Source organism: Enterococcus sp. DIV1059_2, from assembly GCF_051713685.1.
GTDB lineage: Bacteria > Bacillota > Bacilli > Lactobacillales > Enterococcaceae > Enterococcus_D > Enterococcus_D casseliflavus.
Window position 1 is genome coordinate 3,159,539 of the sequence record NZ_JBIOQK010000001.1, and the last position, 15,749, is coordinate 3,175,287.

General features: G+C 44.3%; 12 protein-coding genes. 4 read left to right on the forward strand and 8 right to left on the reverse strand.

All coding sequences use genetic code 11. The features are described from left to right. Positions 1-195: 195 nt before the first annotated feature. From dapA to dapD, 3 genes are read left to right on the forward strand one after another with little or no spacing between them, the layout of a single operon-like run. Positions 196-1,077, forward strand: a complete 882-nt coding sequence (gene dapA / locus IGI72_RS15000) for a 4-hydroxy-tetrahydrodipicolinate synthase (RefSeq protein WP_008380503.1) — start codon at positions 196-198, stop codon at positions 1,075-1,077. Positions 1,078-1,090: 13 nt separating this feature from the next. Further along, positions 1,091-1,846 carry a 4-hydroxy-tetrahydrodipicolinate reductase gene (dapB, locus tag IGI72_RS15005; protein ID WP_015510324.1) on the forward strand — a complete coding sequence of 252 codons (756 nt, stop codon included), beginning with the start codon at positions 1,091-1,093 and terminating at the stop codon, positions 1,844-1,846. A gap of 12 nt (positions 1,847-1,858) precedes the next feature. Continuing rightward, positions 1,859-2,572, forward strand: coding sequence for a 2,3,4,5-tetrahydropyridine-2,6-dicarboxylate N-acetyltransferase (gene dapD / locus IGI72_RS15010; protein ID WP_005228253.1), 714 nt, complete (start codon positions 1,859-1,861; stop codon positions 2,570-2,572). A 140-nt stretch (positions 2,573-2,712) separates the two neighbouring features. Here dapD and IGI72_RS15015 read toward each other — a convergent pair whose 3' ends face one another. The 8 genes from IGI72_RS15015 to IGI72_RS15050 all read right to left on the reverse strand — a co-directional run bounded on the left by IGI72_RS15015 (position 2,713) and on the right by IGI72_RS15050 (position 13,249). After that, on the reverse strand, positions 2,713-3,666 hold the full coding sequence (locus IGI72_RS15015) for a DHH family phosphoesterase (protein ID WP_438754703.1): 954 nt from the start codon (positions 3,664-3,666) through the stop codon (positions 2,713-2,715). Positions 3,667-3,720: 54 nt separating this feature from the next. Next, positions 3,721-5,052, reverse strand: coding sequence for a DRTGG domain-containing protein (locus IGI72_RS15020; RefSeq protein WP_005228249.1), 1,332 nt, complete (start codon positions 5,050-5,052; stop codon positions 3,721-3,723). Between the two features lie 37 nt (positions 5,053-5,089). Further along, complete coding sequence (locus IGI72_RS15025; protein ID WP_005228247.1) at positions 5,090-5,773, reverse strand: metal-dependent hydrolase; 684 nt, start codon at positions 5,771-5,773, stop codon at positions 5,090-5,092. A 198-nt stretch (positions 5,774-5,971) separates the two neighbouring features. Next, entirely contained in the window at positions 5,972-7,411 is a 1,440-nt protein-coding gene (locus tag IGI72_RS15030) for an MFS transporter (protein WP_015510327.1), read from the reverse strand. Positions 7,412-7,653: 242 nt separating this feature from the next. Continuing rightward, the gene (locus IGI72_RS15035; RefSeq protein WP_010749981.1) at positions 7,654-9,336 is read right to left on the reverse strand and encodes a ribonuclease J; all 1,683 of its coding nucleotides are present in this window, start codon (positions 9,334-9,336) and stop codon (positions 7,654-7,656) included. Between the two features lie 122 nt (positions 9,337-9,458). Further along, a complete protein-coding gene (locus IGI72_RS15040) occupies positions 9,459-10,511 on the reverse strand; it encodes an aspartate-semialdehyde dehydrogenase (protein WP_438754704.1) in 1,053 nt (350 codons plus the stop codon). 304 nt (positions 10,512-10,815) lie between these two features. Beyond that, positions 10,816-12,603, reverse strand: a complete 1,788-nt coding sequence (locus tag IGI72_RS15045) for a glycoside hydrolase family 13 protein (protein WP_438754705.1) — start codon at positions 12,601-12,603, stop codon at positions 10,816-10,818. A 160-nt stretch (positions 12,604-12,763) separates the two neighbouring features. Then, positions 12,764-13,249: a MarR family winged helix-turn-helix transcriptional regulator gene (locus tag IGI72_RS15050; protein ID WP_010749984.1), complete on the reverse strand. Its 486-nt coding sequence runs from the start codon at positions 13,247-13,249 to the stop codon at positions 12,764-12,766. 138 nt (positions 13,250-13,387) lie between these two features. On the opposite strand from IGI72_RS15050, the gene IGI72_RS15055 reads away from it, so the two are divergent. Next, positions 13,388-15,730 carry an ABC transporter ATP-binding protein/permease gene (locus tag IGI72_RS15055; protein WP_096741681.1) on the forward strand — a complete coding sequence of 781 codons (2,343 nt, stop codon included), beginning with the start codon at positions 13,388-13,390 and terminating at the stop codon, positions 15,728-15,730. The last annotated feature ends 19 nt before the right edge of the window (positions 15,731-15,749 follow it).

Below are 15,749 nucleotides of genomic sequence, written 5' to 3' on the forward strand. Positions count from 1 at the left end.
TTAAAAATATCCATAAAAACCAACGAATATTCAGTTTTTCATTGATATTGTTTAATATTATAGTATATAATTCGAATAATCTATAGTATAAATTGTCGAAATGTTTCGATTTTTATTGAAAAATTTACCCCTCGTTTTGGTACACTTATACGTAGAGTTACGAAAAATAAATTGGTTGAAAGGATGTGTCGTAGTTTGACAATATTCAAAGGTTCTGGTGTTGCGTTGATCACCCCTATGCTTCAAGATGGTTCGGTGGATTTCGATAAGCTGAAGGAGTTAGCGGAGTGGCATGTGCAGCAAGGAACGAATGCAATCATTGCATGCGGTACGACCGGTGAAGCATCCACGTTAGACGATGAAGAACATATCGCGGTGATCGAAGCGGTGGTAAAACAAGTTGCTGGTCGAATCCCCGTCATCGGCGGAACAGGCTCCAACAACACCCAACATGGGATCCATCTTTCAAAAGAAGCACAGCGCGTTGGTGCTGACGCATTATTGGTTGTAACACCCTACTACAACAAAGCGACCAAGAAAAGTTTAGTCGCTCACTATGAAGCAATCTGTCAAAGCGTCGAGCTGCCAGTGATCTTATACTCCGTCAGCTCAAGAACCGGCTTAAATTTAACACCTGAAGCTGTGGCAGAACTGAAAAAAATCCCTAATATCAAAGGCATCAAAGAAGCCAGCGGCGACATTTCGCAAATCGCAGAAATCGCTCGTCTTGCGGATGATGACTTTGCGATCTACTCAGGAAATGACGATCAAGTAACCCCAATTCTAGCTTTAGGTGGCTCTGGCGTGATTTCAACGATCGGCAATATCGCTCCGAAACAAACGGCACAACTCGTTGCTGATTTCTTAAATGGTGATGTAAAAGCCGCCATCAAAGAGCAATTGCGACAAAAACCGTTGATCGATGCGATTTTCAGTGAAGTAAATCCTGTGCCGATCAAAGCAGCGGTCTCCTTGCTAGGCAAATGCGAATTGCATTATCGTTTGCCTTTGGGTGTCCCAGAAGATGCGACCCTCGTTCATTTAGAAGAAGAAATGACCAATTACGGATTGCTGTAAGGAGGAGTTTTTGGTGAAACAGATTTTATTAAGCGGTGCAAACGGTCGTATGGGCAAAGTGTTGCAAAGCCTGATCGCAAAGCACCCTCAGTTAGAAGTGGCCGCCGGATTGGATCGTACCGAGCAATTAGATGGTCCCTTTCCAATCTATGATCGTCCAGAAAAAATCACGCAGCCGATCGATTTGGTGATTGATTTTTCTCATTATAGCAATGTCCCTGCCTTATTGAACTATTGTGTCGAACAGCAGCTGCCTATCGTGGTTGCTACAACTGGTTTGACGGAAGACACGCAGATGATGCTGCCGTTGGCTGCTAAAGTGATCCCAGTTTTCTATTCTGCCAATATGTCGTTGGGGATCAATGTACTGATCAAAGCACTACAAAGTATCACCCCCGCATTAGAAGCTGACTTTGACATTGAGATCATCGAAAAGCATCATAATCAAAAACTCGATGCACCAAGTGGTACAGCTTTGCTGTTGGCAGATAGTATCAATGACAGCTGCGAAACGAAAAAAGAGTATCTCTACGGGCGTGAAGGCAGTGATCTAGTAAATGACCGCAAGCAGATGGGCATCCATGCCGTTCGCGGCGGAACGATTCCTGGAGAACACATTGTCATCTACGCTGGGCAGGATGAAATCATTGAATTAAAACACACAGCGCTCTCCCGCGAAATCTTCGCCAATGGTGCGCTAAAAGCAGCGGAATTTTTAGCCAACCAACCAGCTGGTTTTTATTCCATGCAAAATCTAATCGACAAGTAAAGGTGGTCTCTCATGACAGAATTACAATTTTCCGATCCTTATCAATTAGCAAAATACATCAAAGAAGCAAATAAACAAACACCTGTAAAAGTCTATATCAATGGAGATCTTAGTAACGTCCAAGCAGATGGTATCCAATTGTTTGGTAACGGCACCTTCTATTTCGTGGTTGGTGACAGTCAAAAAGTGGCTGAGTTTTTAACCGCGCACCAAGACAAAATCACCGATCACTATCTGGAAAATGATCGCCGCAACTCAGCGATCCCTTTATTGGACTTGACGAAAGTCGATGCCCGTATCGAACCAGGTGCCTTTATCCGTGACCAAGCCATCATTGAAAAAAATGCCGTTATCATGATGGGGGCCGTGATCAACATTGGTGCCGTCGTTGGTGAAGAAACCATGATCGACATGGGTGCGATTTTAGGCGCCCGAGCAACCGTTGGGAAAAAAGCCCATATTGGCGCTGGTGCTGTCTTGGCTGGCGTTCTTGAGCCACCTTCAGCAAGCCCAGTCATCATTGAAGACAATGTTTTGATCGGTGCAAATGCCGTCGTCCTTGAAGGCGTCCGTGTCGGCGAAGGTGCAGTCGTCGCTGCCGGTTCTGTGGTAACGGAAGATGTCCCTGCTGGAGCAGTCGTTGCTGGCTCACCAGCCAAAGTCATCAAAATGAAAGACGAGAAAACGAAAAGCAAAACCGAATTTTTAGACGATCTACGGGGCTAAACCGCGCTTTTCTCAAAAATAAACAAAAAAACGCAGTGCGGGTTCAGTGATGAGCCTGCGCTGCGTTTTGTCTAAAAAAGGGCGTGCCGAAAGCTTTTGGCACGCCCTTTTTCTATTGGTAAATGTTCTTGTAAAAGTGTTTATTCTGCTTGAAATTCTTTGATCGCTGCTTGGATCTCTTGATAGATCATGGCAACTTCTTCAAGGTCTTTTGCGTTTGCTCCACTGGCAAGGGGATGTCCGCCGCCATGATGGCGTTTGGCGATCTCATTGATCACTGGACCTTTCGAACGCATCCGCACCCGATAATAGCCTTCTGGTTGTTCGACAAAGATCGCCCAAGCCATCACTTCGTCGATTTTCCCTGGTAAGGAAACGACTGCTGAGGTTTCCGAATCCACTACGCCAAAACGCTGCTGCAATTCTTGTGATAGGATCACTTTGCCAGCACCAATCTCATCGATCTCGATGTTTTCGTAGACATACCCTGAAAGGCGAGCAACACTGCGAGAGACTTGATCCAATTGCCGATTGATCTTCGGTGCATCAAAACCGTAATCCAATAGTTCAGCCGCTAAGCGCAGCGTTGTCGCTGTCGTTGCCGGATATAAAAACCGTCCAGTATCACCAACAATGCCTGCATATAGCAGACGAGCCGCTTCTTGCGTCATCGTCAGCTCGTTTTGAAACATTTGCCAAAACGAAACGATCATCTCACTACAGCTGCTGGCTTTTGTATTGACCCAGACCAGCTCTCCGTAAGGCTCATCATTAGGGTGATGATCGATTTTGATCAATTTCGCCCCTTGATCATAGCGTTGGTCACTGACCCGTGGTGCATTGGCCGTATCTGTAACGATCACCAACGCTCCTTTATACAAATCATCAGGGATTGTCTGCATCAGCGCCAAGTAATCCAATCCTTCAACAGGTCCGCCGACTTGATAGATTTCTTTTTTGGGAAAACTAGCTCGTAAAATTTCTGCCAAGCCCACTTGTGATCCTAATGCATCTGGATCAGGGCGTTGGTGCCGATGGATAATGATTCGGTCGAATGCTTTGATTGTTGCAAGTATTTCTTCTTGTACCTTCATGAATGGTCTCAACTTTCTCTCTAAAATTTTTCCATAAGTGCCGTTTTCGATGATTTATGGGCGTTCCATTACTTGGCATACCACGATCGCTTTTGCCACTAAGGAATTTTCGATCGATACTTCGATATCGATTTTCGCCGAACGTCGCCCCAGTTCTAGAATCTTCGGTTGAATGATGATCTCGCTTTCTAATTGGATCAAACGGAAGTAATGCAGATTGACTTGCTCGATCCAACTATTGCGCCGTTGATTCAACTGCATCGTTCGTTTCGCCGTATTAGCAATCACTTCACTCAAGACACCAAAAGAGATCGTTCCGACTTCATTGACCATTTGAGGCGTCACCGCAAAGCTGAAATGTGGCTGCGGCAATTTGTTCCCTTCAAAATCTTGTTCGATGACCTGCATCTGTCCCGAGATTTGGTCTGAAATCGTATCTGAAATTTGTGTTTGTCGTTGGACCATCTGCATCGCTTTCATGATGTCTTGGCGTGTAACGATCCCAATCAAAGAAAGGTCATCTGCTACGACGGGCATCACTTCTAAGCCATCCCAAATCATCTGATGGCTGGCAGAGGCCACACTCATCTCTTTTTTTACGACCCGTGGTTCCCGGGTCATGATTCGTTCGATGATCTGCGTGTCAGGCTTTTCTAGGACATCTTTGGCTGTGATGATCCCAACGACCCGCATATTCTTGTTGACGACTGGATAGCGGGAGTGGTTGGTAGACTCCGAAAGCAGTTTGTAATCCTTGACCGTATCAAAGGTGTGTAGATACTTGGTTTTTTCCAATGGCATATAAATGTCACTCACCAGCATGATGTCCTTTTTGATCAGCTGGTCGCTCAAGGCACGGTTGATCATCGTTGCCACGGTAAAGGTGTCATAGGTCGTTTGTAAAATCGGCAGCTCCAATTCGTCTGCTAAGCGACAGATTTCCTCTGAGGTTTCAAAGCCCCCCGTGATCAAGACGGCTGCGCCATCTTCCAGTGCCAACTTGTGGACTTCGTTACGGTTTCCGACGATCACTAAGGAACCAGGCGTGATGTAGCGTTCCATTGCCGATTCCTTCATGGCGCCGATAACAAATTTGTTCAAGTCTTTGTCTAAACCGGCTGCGCCGCCCAAAACATCGCCTTCAATGATTTGGACGACTTCGCCGAAAGTTAGTTTTTCAATGTGTTTCTTTAGTTTCCGTTCAATCCGAATGGTTCCCACACGTTGGATCGTTGAAACCAAGCCGATATTTTCCGCATCTTTGATCGCCCGATAGGCTGTTCCTTCACTGACATTCAAGTCTTTTGCGATTCCCCGCACCGAGATGCGATCGCCTACAGGCAGATTCTCGATATGCGCTAAAATCAAGTCGTGTTTTGTCGCCATAATTATCCCCTATTCCTACTACGAATCTTCCTGTTGCTTAAACTTCTAATGTCTCACCAACTGCAAGGATCTGGCCCACACCTGCCGGCAATAAATTCACGAAGGTTTGCGGATCTTGCTTGATCATTGGAAACGTATTGTAATGGATCGGTACTACTTTGCTCGCGTTTAAAAGCGCCGCTGCTGTTGCAGCATCTTGAACGCCCATCGTAAAATTATCCCCGATCGGTAAAAACGCCACATCGATGTCGAAACGTTCACCGATCATCGCCATATCGCTAAAGAGGGCAGTATCGCCAGCGTGGTAGATGGTTTTGCCTTCTGCTTCTAAAATGATCCCCACTGGATTGCCCATATAGATCATCGTTCCGTCTTCTTCAAGACCAGAGCTGTGTTTCGCTTCCACCATTGAGATTTTGCCAAACGGAAACTCAAAAGAGCCTCCCATATTCATGCCATGCGTCTCAGCAACGCCTTTGCGGGCTGCATAGCGGCAAATTTCAACGACACTGATCACTGGTGCTTCATTTCTTTTGGCGATCGGCACCATGTCCCCAATATGATCGCTATGACCATGCGTGATCAAAAGCCAATCGGTTTCCACTGTGTCTGCATCCAAATCAGTCAGAGCATTTCCAGTAATAAAAGGGTCAAACAACAATTTTTGGCCATCCGCTAATTGGATAGCAAGCACCGAGTGTCCGTGATACGTAAGTTTCATACAACATTCCCCTTTCCATCTAAGTAATACAGTCTAATATTTTTCATTATAACAGATAACGCCAGAAATCCAAAAGCACAAATTCTGGCAGCTTTATTACATCCGTCCTTTTTCTGGTTCTTGTCAAGAAAAATAAAAAAACTGTTCTACCCTTTCTGAATAAGGAATAGAACAGTTCGACCTGATGACTTCAAGCGATCATAGCGTTTTCTTACGTCCGCCTTGTTTATAGATGCGCCAGACTGTTAAGAATAACGCCGTGATACAAAGAAGGAACGCCCCAAAGAAGGTGATTTTCATGCCATAGGCAAAAATATCTGCCCGACCTGCGATATAGGTCGTCACATGCTTCCCATAGGCTTGACTCATTGCGGCATAAAGAATCGTCGTTGCTAAGGATATCCCTAAGACCATGCCCAAGTTACGGGCAAAGGAATTTAGACTACCTGCCACCCCAAGATTTTCTTTGGTGACGCTGCTCATCACCATCGTATTGTTGGGGGATTGGAACAACGAATTGCCTAACCCCATGATGGCAGTAGCGACGACATAGTACCAAATCGGCGTATGCTGATTCATAAACATATACATCAGCTGAGTGATGGACAGCAACGCTAAGCCAGCTAAGACCAAGATCTCCGGTCCTACACGGTCCGTCAAATAGCCGCTAAGTGGTGAACCGATGACCATCATCAAAGGAAAGACCATCATCAGCATTCCTGCCACACTCGGCGTTAAGCCTCGGGCACTTTGCAAGTAAAAGGGAATCACGACATTGACAAAAAAGTTTGCAGAAAAGATCAGCAACGCCGTGATCAGGCTCATGGTGAAAATTTTATTACGAAAGATCCCAAAGGTAATCAGCGGTTTGCTCACACGCGCTTCTACTCGCAAAAAGACGATGAATGCCACTAAGGCGATCCCCACCAACAGCAGCGGCAGCCACGTTAGAAAGCCACGCTCTTGTCCAAGAAAAATGCCGCCGAAGAAGCTGATAATTGCAATTGAAAACAGCACAAACCCGGTTTTATCGATGGAATCATGACTCATGGTGATATCTTTTGGCAACACCTTTTCTCCAGCAATCATTGTCAGAATACCGACTGGAACATTGATCCAAAAAATAAACGGCCAAGAAAAATGCGCCAAAATCACTCCGCCTAATCCAGGACCGGCGATGGATCCTAACGAAACAAAGGCACCAATCATCCCTAAGGCACGTCCTCGTTCACTCATAGGAAAAACTTCAGTAATGATTCCGGTATTTGTCGCCATCGTCATGCTGGCTCCGATCGCTTGCACGACTCGGGCAAATAGCAGAAATGCTAAGGAATGATTAAACCCGCATAACAGCGAACCGATAATAAAGATCAGCATCCCCAAGCGGAATACTTTGATCTTACCCCAACTATCGCCTACCTTACCGAATAACAAAAGGCAGGCACAAACGATCATCAAGTAGACGGATACGACCCACTCCGCTTGATTCATAGGGACACCCATATCTGCCGAGATCGTCGGCAAAGCGATATTTACGATACTCCCATCCAGTGTTGACATAAAGGTAAACATCGAAACAGCAATGAGAATCCACCACTTTCTCTGTTGTACTACGGGATTTTCTTGATAACTATTCACAAATCGACCATCCTCTCTTTGCTTGTTTTGTTCCTCTAGTCTTAGGGGGACAACTTTGTATTATTGATCGAAATCCATTCGCCGTCAATCCTTATCTGCTCATCACGACCAAAACAAGGGGCATTTTGTAAAAAAAACGCCACCTGTTTTCTTACATAAAAAAAGACAAAAGCTTCGGTGAAAAGAAATCGGCCGTCAAACGGCTATTCTTTCACCTGCTTTTGTCAGTAGGTCAAAACGAATTATTTACGGTTGCGATTTCTTTGGCTTGATTCCATGATGACCGGCAAGATGACTGGACGGCGTTTGGTTTGTTCAAACAAGAAACGACTCAAACGATCACGGATATCTTGTTTCAATTTGCTCCATTCAAACTCTTCATCATGAAGGTGTTTTTCTACGATTTCTTCCACGATCTCGCCACTTTCACGAATCAGATCGCGGCTGGCTTTCACATAGACAAACCCGCGAGAAGTGATTTGTGGTGCAGAAATAATTTTCTTTTCGCGACGATTGATCGTCACTACCGCAACGAAGATTCCGTCTTCAGATAAGACTTTGCGGTCTCGCAGGACGATATTCCCAATGTCACCGACACCGATCCCATCGATCATGACGTTTTCAGCTGGAACCGCACCTGCGGCAAGCATTTCGCCTTTTTTGTACTCTAACACATCTCCACGAGCAGTAATGAAGATATTTTTCATCGGAATCCCGACTTCTTGCGCCAAGTCCACATGGGCGGCTAATTGGCGGTACTCGCCTTGAATAGGGATAAAGTACTTCGGTTTCATCATATTCAACATCAGCTGCAGATCATTCGGGTTGGCATGACCAGAAACACGGAAATTATCCGAGATCTGTTTCACGGTACCGCCAGCGCGATAGATGATATCTTCCGTTTTCGCAACCACAGTTTCCATTGCCGTTGTCGGCGTCGTTGTGATGTAAACAAGATCTCCTTCTTTGATGCGCAGCGTCCGGTGAGAGCCGTTGGCCATTTTTTGCAACGCTTTGATTGGTTCACCCATACGACCTGTTTCTAAAATCAGCAACTGTTCGTCTGAGTATTTTTTCATTTCTTTTTGGGTGATCAGCAAGTCTTCGGCAGGTAATTTTAATTTCCCTAACTTCATGGCCGTTTTGATGATCCGACCAAAATCTTGCCCGGTCAAAACGACTTTGCGATCAGAACGAAACGCCGCATCTAATACTTGTTGCACCCGTTGCAAATTGCTGGCAACACTAGCGACGATGATTCGACCTTCCCAATAACGGATATTGTCGTAAACTTCATCTTGGATCGTCAATTCAGAAGCGATCGGCGTTGGATTTTCGGCATTTGAAGACGTGCTTAGCAATGCTAAGACGCCTTCTTTTCCAATTTCCGCTAAGCGGCCAAAATCGGTTTGATACATAGGGATCGCTGTTTGGTCAAACTTGAAATCTCCTGTATAAACGATATTGCCAGCTTCTGTTTTGACGCTGATCCCAACAGAATCAGGGATGGAGTGGGTCGTACGGAAAAAGCTGATGGTCGCATGACCAAAGTCGATCTCCGAATGTTCATCGATCACATGAAAATCTTTGAAGCGCTTGGTAGCTTCATTTTTATTCACGGTCAATTTTGCTAGTTCGATCGTTAACTCGGTCCCAAAGACCGGTACTTGGATATTCTCCAAGAAATAAGGCAATGCACCAATCGCATCTGCATGCCCATGGGTCAAGAAGACACCCGCCACACGGTCGGCATTTTCTTCTAAATATGTGAAGTCTGGAATCACTGTATCGATCCCTAATAATTCATTTTCTGGATAACGGACACCGCAATCCAGCACAAATATATCCTCGCCAACTTCAGCAATGTACATGTTCTTTCCGTTTTCGCGTACACCGCCAAGAGGAATGATTTTTATCGTTTCCACTTTTATTCACCTCTTAATTTTTTTCTACTGTATTATTTCCCAAGCATAAGCCGTCCCTATTATTATACAACAAAAAAAAGAAAAGCGTGGCATTCACCACACTTTTCTGAAAAACTTATGGTTTACACATGAACTAATCCTTGCTGATGCAGGCTTTCGGCGATTTGAACGGAGTTCCATGCCGCACCTTTCAGCAAATTATCAGAAACGACCCATAAATGCAAGCCGTTTTCGACATCCAAATCTTTGCGAATCCGACCAACAAAGGTTTCTGTTTTGTCCACACTGGTCAAAGCTTGCGGGTACAATTGTTGACTCGGATCATCTTGCAAGACAGCTCCTGGCGCTTCGCTGATCCACTGTCTGACTTCCTCAACACTAGCATGGTCTTTGGTCTCGATATAAATCGACTCTGAATGACCGCTAAACACAGGGATCCGCACACACGTAGCTGCTACTTTGATCTGCGTATCTTCCATGATCTTCTTCGTTTCATTGATCATTTTCCACTCTTCGTAAGTATAATCCTCCTCGGCGAAAACATCGATTTGCGGCAAGGCATTAAACGCGATCGGGTAGTGCTTCTTGTCGCTGCCTGCTGGTAAAATCTCAGGGTTTAGTTCATCAGCGGCTTTGCCAGCTAATAATTCTTGAGATTCACGAGTCAATTCAGCCAAGGCTTGGGCGCCAGCACCTGAAACTGCTTGATACGTCGAAACCAAGACCCTCGATAAACCGACTTTTTGACGAATCGGTTCTAACGCCACCATCATTTGAATCGTTGAACAATTCGGATTGGCAATGATTCCTTTATGTTGCGCTAATGCATGAGGATTCACCTCAGGAACGACTAGAGGAACATTCGGGTCCATCCGAAAATGACTGGTATTGTCGATCACGACTGCACCATGTTTGACTGCTTCTGGAGCAAATTGTTTTGAAATGCCGCCACCGGCACTGAACAATGCAATATCGACGCCTGCAAAGGAATCTGCGGTCAGCTCTTGAATAGCGAGCGGTTCATTTTTGAACACAAGGGTCTTCCCAGCAGAACGTTTGGATGCCAACAACGTTATTTTTTTGATCGGCAACGTGGTCTTCTCCAACATCTCAATCATTTTTGTTCCTACTGCGCCGGTAGCCCCGACAACTGCTACGTGATACCCTGTACTCATCAAATCACTCCTCGAATAAAAATACATTTTTACTAGTTTATCATATCTTGTAAAAAAGAAAAGACCTTTCGTGGAAAGAAGCGCAAAAAGAAGGCAATACTGTCTAAATTTTCAATCTTTTTCCCCTTTGCAGAAAAAATCTACCTATATTTAAGGGTTATCATTTGTCACATTCAGGTGTTATAGGATATAATACCGACAGAAGGAATTTTGGGGAAGATTCTTTCCAACGTGCATGGGGAAATTAAAAATACCCAAAACATTGAATGAGGCAAGAATTGCATATGCAATTCTTGCCTCATTTTTATGCTTCATTCGATTCTTCGTTGTTTACTTTCACGATAGCAAAGCCTTTGTTATCAATAATCATCGTTTCATCTTCCAGTTGGACAAACTGTTCCATCAGGATCGAATCAGGACGAGAAAGGGTGATTTGATCATCGCCCGTATTGAAAATACCGATGATCCGCTGTGCCCCTAACTCTCGTTCGAAAATGATCAGTCCATCCTCTTCCGAAACCCAGTTCCAACTCAAGGAACCTTCTGATAAGACTTTCTGGTTGTCTTTGCGAATGCTGATCAATGAGCGAGTGAAATGCAGGAGATCACGATCTTGCTTTTCTTCTTCCCAAATCATACATTTACGGCAATCCGGGTCCATATCGCCGGTCAAACCGATCTCATCACCGTAATACAGGCAAGGAACGCCTTGTTGCAGATACGTAAAGGCCATCACTTGGCGCATCAAGTCTTTGTCTCCTCGAGCCAAAGTTAACAAGCGCGGGGTATCATGGGAATCCAAGATATTGAACTGTACCTGGTTGGTTTGCTCCCGATACAACATCAGCTGGTTATTTAATTCCGAGACCATTTTCGTCATGGAGATCTCGTCTTTGACAAAATATTCAATGATTGCATCCGTATAGGCGTAATTCATGACTGCATGAAACTCGTCGCCTTGTAACCACCGTTGAGAAGAGTGCCAAATTTCCCCAAGGATATAAAAATCATCTTTGGCATCATCACACACTTGGCGGAATTTTTTCCAGAAGTGGTGACTGACTTCATTGGCAACGTCCAAGCGCCAAGCATCGATATCAAACTCTTCGATCCAATAACGAGCGATCTTCAACAAATAATCTTGCACGTCAGGATTTTCCGTATTGAGTTTTGGCATATGCGGCGTAAAGGCAAACACATCATAGGTGATGTCATAAGCATCTTCAAAGTTTTCCCCTTCTTTGTAGTTGACAGGAAACTCATTGATGTGGAACCAATCAGCAAAGGGCGAATCTTTGCCGTTTTTGATGACATCTAGCCATTGATGCGAAGTATCTCCCATATGATTGAACACAGCATCTAGCATGACTTTGATACCTCGTTTGTGGCATTCCTCCACTAAGCGTTTAAAGGTGTCGTTATCCCCAAACGCTGGATCAATGGCTAAATAATCGATGGTATCATACTTGTGATTCGAATAGGCCTCAAAAATCGGACAGAAGTAGATCCCATTGATGCCTAGATCGACGAGGTAATCCAAATGATCGATGACCCCTTGCAGATCCCCGCCGAAAAAGTCTTGGCGATCGGGATTTTTTGATCCCCAAGGTAATACACCTTCTGGATCATTTGATGGGTCCCCATTTGCAAAGCGTTCAGGGAAGATTTGATACCAAACGGTTTCTTTTGCCCACTCGGGAATTTTGAAACGATCGGCTTCTTGGAAGTAAGGCATCCGAAAATAATTGTTGTTCATTTCTAAATAATGCTGCTCAAAAGGATAGACCCCGTGGTCTCCATAAAAGACATGCAACCCATCGTAACTTTCGATGGAAAAGCCGTAAGACAAACGGCGGAATTCTGCTCCGACCGATACTTGCCAATAATCATGCAAGTCCGTGGAAAGAATTTTTTTCATTTCAATTCTTTGCTGGTACCAAGCTTCTTTATACAGTGTGTAAGGATCACCGCAAAGCAGCTGGACATGGCGGACGTCTTGACGGGCGGTACGCAAACGGATATGCATTTTATCCTTCTCGTACAAATACGCAAATTCACTTTCGGGACGATGATAAATGGCAGTAGTATTCATAGCAGACTCCTTTGACTTGTTTGATATACTCATTGTCGCACAAATCAGAAGTCAAAACAAGAGAAAAACGCAATCGGTTGCTTTATCTAAAAAATCGATAATATAAGTTAATATGAAATTAATTCAGTAATTAAAAAGCAAACGATTGCTTCGCCCTTTTTTAATCAAACGGCGTATTTTTCTCACATTGATTGCCAGTCCGTAAAATGTCATATTTCCGCAAGATCCCCACTGCTTCCGTCAACGACTGACTCAACTGCTGGATATCTTCTGCAGCCATTTGAGCGGTTTTGGCATTCAAGCGGTCTTCCACTTGTTTTTTCTTTTGGACAAACAACTGCTTCCCAGCTTCTTCCAAATAAACATTGACGTTGCGGCGATTGACGCCGTTGGTTTTGCGGACCACAAAGCCAGCCTTTTCTAACCCCGAGATCGAACGACTGATTTGGACTTTTGACGTACCGATTTGCTGGGCCAACTCGGACATCGTGATTCCTTCATTACTAGAGATCACCACGAGTTCCAAGATTTCCATTTTGGTCAATTTTAAATCTTCCAGACCGATTTCTTCAAACAATATGTTTCCCATCAGCGAAAAGATTTCCGCAAATACCGCCATATTGAATGTTCCTAACGCTTTTTCCATACTCTCCCTCTTTTCTGTCTTTAGTTTAGTATAAATTATTTGTTTAAACAATGATAATCGTTGATTTTTGTTAACCATTATGATAGCGTGGTTACATAATGAAAATAATCGTGAAAACGGCAAGAAAAGAGTGACAGCATGTTAGAATTAAAAGATATCAAGAAGTATTATACGGTTGGCGCCAGTACTACAAAAGCCCTCGATGGTGTCTCCGTCGCCTTTCGTAAACAAGAGTTTGTTGCCATTTTAGGGCCAAGCGGCTCTGGGAAAACAACCATGTTGAACGTGATCGGCGGCTTAGATAATTACGATTCTGGTGATATGATCATCAACGGCAAATCAACGAAATCCTTTAAAGATCGTGACTGGGATGCGTATCGGAACAATTCGATCGGCTTTGTCTTCCAAAGCTACAATTTGATCAGTCATTTAGGCATCATCGACAACGTCGAGCTTGGGATGACCTTGAGCGGTGTGTCAAAAGAAGAAAAACGCGCAAAAGCAACCGATGCTTTGACGCGTGTGGGCTTAGCTGAGCATATGCACAAAAAACCAAATCAGCTTTCTGGTGGTCAAATGCAGCGGGTAGCGATCGCTCGTGCCTTAGCAAATGATCCTGATATCCTTCTTTGTGATGAACCAACAGGTGCCTTGGATTCAGAGACCAGTGTCCAAATCATGGAACTGATCCAAGAACTATCAAAAGAAAAATTGGTCATCATGGTTACTCATAATCCTGAATTGGCGCACAAATACGCTGGACGGATCATTGAGTTCAAAGACGGACGAATCATTAAAGATTCGAACCCTCATGTCGAAGGACAAAAGAAAGACCAATTCGAATTAAAGCACACAAAAATGAGTTTCATGACTGCCTTACGTTTGTCGTTTAACAATATCCGCACCAAAAAAGGGCGCACCTTCTTGACAGCCTTTGCTTCTAGTATCGGGATCATCGGAATCGCCATTGTTTTGTCACTGTCAACGGGATTCCAAAAACAAATCGACAATACCCAGTCAGAAACATTAGCTCGTTTTCCGATCACGATCTCGCAAGTAGCCACTGAACAAGATCCATCAGCCATGGGGACGCGGGAGAAATCTGAAGATTTCCCTTCAGATAAAGAGGTCACTGCCAAATTAAGTGATGCGGATCGTGCAACCCATATCAACAAAATCGATCAAGAGTTTCTCGATTACATCAACGACATTGATCCTGAATTAAGCAACAATATCGGCTACACTCGTTCCACTTCCTTGAACCTTTTCCGTAAGATCGATGATACTGTGGAACAAGTCAGCTTCTCCAATGCATCACCTGACAATGAACAGACCAATGCCATGATGTCTGCCATGAGTGCCTCCACCGGGATTGGGGTTTCGACTTTCCCCGAGCAGTTATCAGAGGATAACGGCAATTTCTTAAAAGACAACTACGACCTTTTAGAAGGCAGCTACCCAAGTGCTAGCACAGATGTCGTTTTGATCGTCGATGAAAACAACGTAACGAATGTCAATGCATTGATCAATCTCGGTTTTGACATTGAAGATGGCGACAAGGTGTCCTTCGACGATATCGTGGGAACAAAAATCACATTGGCGTCTAATGATGCCTTTTACACCGAATTACCAACTGGAAACTTCATTCCAAATCAAGATTTAAATGACGTTTTCGATAACAGTAACAACAAAGAATTAACGATCAGCGGAATCTTACGTATCAAGCAAAACTCTACGATGAACTTGCTGTCAACTGGCATTGCCTACAGTGATGCCCTCGCGCAAGAAGTCATCAAAGAAAACCAAGACTCAGCGATCGTCCAAGCCCAAAAAGACAGCGACACCAACGTGATGACGAATGAACCCGTTGACGAAAGTGCTAAAGATTCATTGATCGCTTATCTTGGCGGCAGTGATTTACCAAACAGCATTATGATCTATCCGAATGATTTCAGTGCCAAAGAAAAAATCCTTGATTACTTGGATGACTTCAACAAAGGCAAAGACAAAGAAGACCAAATCGTTTATTCCGATTTAGCGGGTACGATGACTCAATTGACTGGTGGCTTGATGGATGCCATCACCTACGTCTTGATCGCTTTTGCAGGAATCTCCTTGGTAACTAGCATGATCATGATCGGTATCATCACCTACACCTCTGTACTTGAACGTACGAAAGAAATTGGGGTCTTAAAAGCATTAGGTGCTCGTAAAAAAGACATCACCCGCGTCTTTGATGCCGAAACCTGTATTTTAGGGATCGCTTCAGGAGCTTTAGGTGTCCTGATTGCTTGGTTAGCCACATTCCCGATCAACGCGATCTTATATAGTATGACTGATCTGGAAAATGTTGCTCAATTAAATCCGGTCCACGGCCTGATCTTGATTGCTGTCAGCACCGTCCTAACGATGATCGGCGGCCACATTCCAGCTCGAATGGCAGCGAAAAAAGATGCAGCGATCGCTTTACGCGCCGACTAATTTTATAAGAAAACCCAAC

Excerpts from the sequence above, each read along its gene's own strand:
- dapD (WP_005228253.1), top strand. The coding sequence starts at position 1,859 with ATGACAGAATTACAATTTTCCGATCCTTATCAATTAGCAAAATACATC.
- IGI72_RS15015 (WP_438754703.1), bottom strand. The coding sequence starts at position 3,666 with ATGAAGGTACAAGAAGAAATACTTGCAACAATCAAAGCATTCGACCGA.
- IGI72_RS15020 (WP_005228249.1), bottom strand. The coding sequence starts at position 5,052 with ATGGCGACAAAACACGACTTGATTTTAGCGCATATCGAGAATCTGCCT.
- IGI72_RS15025 (WP_005228247.1), bottom strand. The coding sequence starts at position 5,773 with ATGAAACTTACGTATCACGGACACTCGGTGCTTGCTATCCAATTAGCG.
- IGI72_RS15040 (WP_438754704.1), bottom strand. The coding sequence starts at position 10,511 with ATGAGTACAGGGTATCACGTAGCAGTTGTCGGGGCTACCGGCGCAGTA.
- IGI72_RS15045 (WP_438754705.1), bottom strand. The coding sequence starts at position 12,603 with ATGAATACTACTGCCATTTATCATCGTCCCGAAAGTGAATTTGCGTAT.
- IGI72_RS15050 (WP_010749984.1), bottom strand. The coding sequence starts at position 13,249 with ATGGAAAAAGCGTTAGGAACATTCAATATGGCGGTATTTGCGGAAATC.
- IGI72_RS15055 (WP_096741681.1), top strand. The coding sequence starts at position 13,388 with ATGTTAGAATTAAAAGATATCAAGAAGTATTATACGGTTGGCGCCAGT.